At 73.4% G+C, this 2,043-nt stretch carries 2 protein-coding genes; both read right to left on the bottom strand.

Going from position 1 to position 2,043, the window contains the following annotated elements; translation table 11 throughout:
- Window positions 1-193: 193 nt before the first annotated feature.
- Entirely contained in the window at window positions 194-1,045 is an 852-nt protein-coding gene (locus tag AB0H87_RS41240) for an AraC family transcriptional regulator (protein ID WP_360159150.1), read from the bottom strand.
- A 535-nt stretch (window positions 1,046-1,580) separates the two neighbouring features.
- The coding region (locus AB0H87_RS41235; protein ID WP_360159147.1) for a pullulanase-associated domain-containing protein at window positions 1,581-2,043 on the bottom strand (463 nt) is incomplete at its 5' end.

Here is a 2,043-nt window from a genome sequence, read left to right as displayed (position 1 = left end):
GTGGTCGGCCTCGACCTCGGCACCCCCGCGCAAGTCTTCGGCACCGCCCGCGACGACAGCGTCGCCGCCGGATCGGGGCGCACGCCGACGTCGGGCCGCCGCTCGGTTCACCGCGTTTGGTCACCGCGGCCACATCTGGCGGCAGCCCGGCCACGATCGCGTCGATGCCGCGGAGGCCGCCGCCGGCGAACGCTCAGCCGAGCGGCCTGACCGGCTCCTCCCCGCTGTGCCGCCACCGAGTCGGCGGCAGCCCGGCGTGGCGCCGGAAGGCACGACTGAACGCAGCCTCGGACCCGTACCCGAGACGAACCGCAACCTCGGCCACGGTGACCTGGTCGGCGAGCAGCCGCTTGGCGTGCTCCATCCGGATCCGGGCAAGGTAGCGAGCCGGCGAGTCACCCACGGTCTCCCGGAACCGCTTCGCGAACGCCGACCGCGACGCGAGCGCCACCCGCGCCAGCGCCTCCACCGTCCAGGGCGACCCCGGCGCGTCGTGGATGGCCTCGAGCGCCCGAGCCACGTCGCTGTCCCGCAGCGGCACGGACAGCAAGGGCAGGCTGCCGCAGCCGGACTCCACCCAGTTCCGGATGGCAGCGGCGGCGACGACGTTGGCGAGCTGGGTGACCACCGATCGCGATCCCGGCCGGTCGCCGCAGACCTCGTTGGCCATCGCCTCGATGAGCGCGACGACCAACGGCTCACGGGAGGTGAAGCAGCACGCGACCAGCACGTCGGGCAGCACCGCGACGGTCTGAGCCGCGGTAGGCGACGCGGCGTCCATGTCACCGGTGTGCACGACGGTCTCGCCACGCGCCACGAGCGTGTAGTCGCCACCTCGCGGGAGCAGCAGAAAGTCCCCGGTGTCGAGCCGGGCACTGGTCGTGCCCCGGACGTCGACCGCGCCCCGCGCGACGAAGTGGAACCGCATGCCACCGCCGCGCACCTCGCGGCGTTCAGCCCCGGCCATCGTCTCCTTGCGGTACGCGTCCACCGACCAGCGAAGCCGTTCCAACACGTCACTCAGATCATCGACAGTCTGCGGCACAGTCACGACGTGTCCAGCGCCACCACCGCGGAACGCATTCCCGCCGTGTCGATCGCCACGGCCCGGAAACCGATGTCGCAAGATCCAGAGGGATACGCTAACCCGCCGTTACCAACGCCACGGGGCGCGATCCGCGCTGGCCGCGGCACGCACGCCGCCACAGGCAGCGACCAGCCGCGACGGGCCACCAAGGCGCCCACGAACCGGTGGCCTAAGACCGTTGCCCACCCGGCAGCCTGCGCACCCGAGATCCGATCTGGCCCAGTCCCGGTACGTCGCCGGACCCGATGCACGGCACCGGGCATCGAGGCCCGGCACAGGCCTCTGAGCACCAGGCACTGGGCGCCAGGCCACCGATCACCCGGCCATCGAGCAGCCGGCCACTGAGCGCCAGGCACCGGGCACCAACGCCGCCGCAGCGGCCGGGCCGCGTCACAAAGTCCGCGAGCCGGACGCCCAATCACGTCACCCCGAGCCACGGCCGGTCGGGGTTCCGCCGCCTTCTGGCGGCGGAACCCGCGTCACGCGGCGCCGTTCAGACCGCCGGTTTGCTCGTGTAGACCGTCGGGTCGCCCTGGATCAGCCAGATCTCGGGTGAGTTGATCGGTAGGAAGGACCGGTCGCCGCCCGGCTCTCGGGTCGTCGGGACCGAGTCGCCGCTGGGTAGGTGCATGATGAAGTTGACCGGCTTCGTGTCGTCGGCCAGCGGGATCGCGTAGTCGGCCCAGCCGTCGGCGCTCACCCCTGACCGCGGCCAGGGCTTGTCCCACGCGACCTGCGCCAGAACCTCCGGCGCCACCGCGTCGCCCCACATGTGCAGGCCCCAGCCCGCCGCCGGCGGATCGCCGTAGTCGCCCGCCGGGCGGTGGTAGTGGACCGTCGCCGACGTCGCGGGCGGGCCGGCCGCGCGGACCCGCCGGGCCTCCGAGGTCGCCCCCGGGCCGGCCAGGCCGCCGGGTAGGAGCACCGCCCGGTATTCGACCGGTGTGTCGGCCGCC

The organism is Asanoa sp. NPDC050611 (genome assembly GCF_040654855.1).
Taxonomy (GTDB): Bacteria; Actinomycetota; Actinomycetes; order Mycobacteriales; family Micromonosporaceae; genus Asanoa.
The sequence above is the reverse complement of the archived record's forward strand: the minus strand, read 5'-3'. Positions and strand labels throughout refer to the sequence as shown.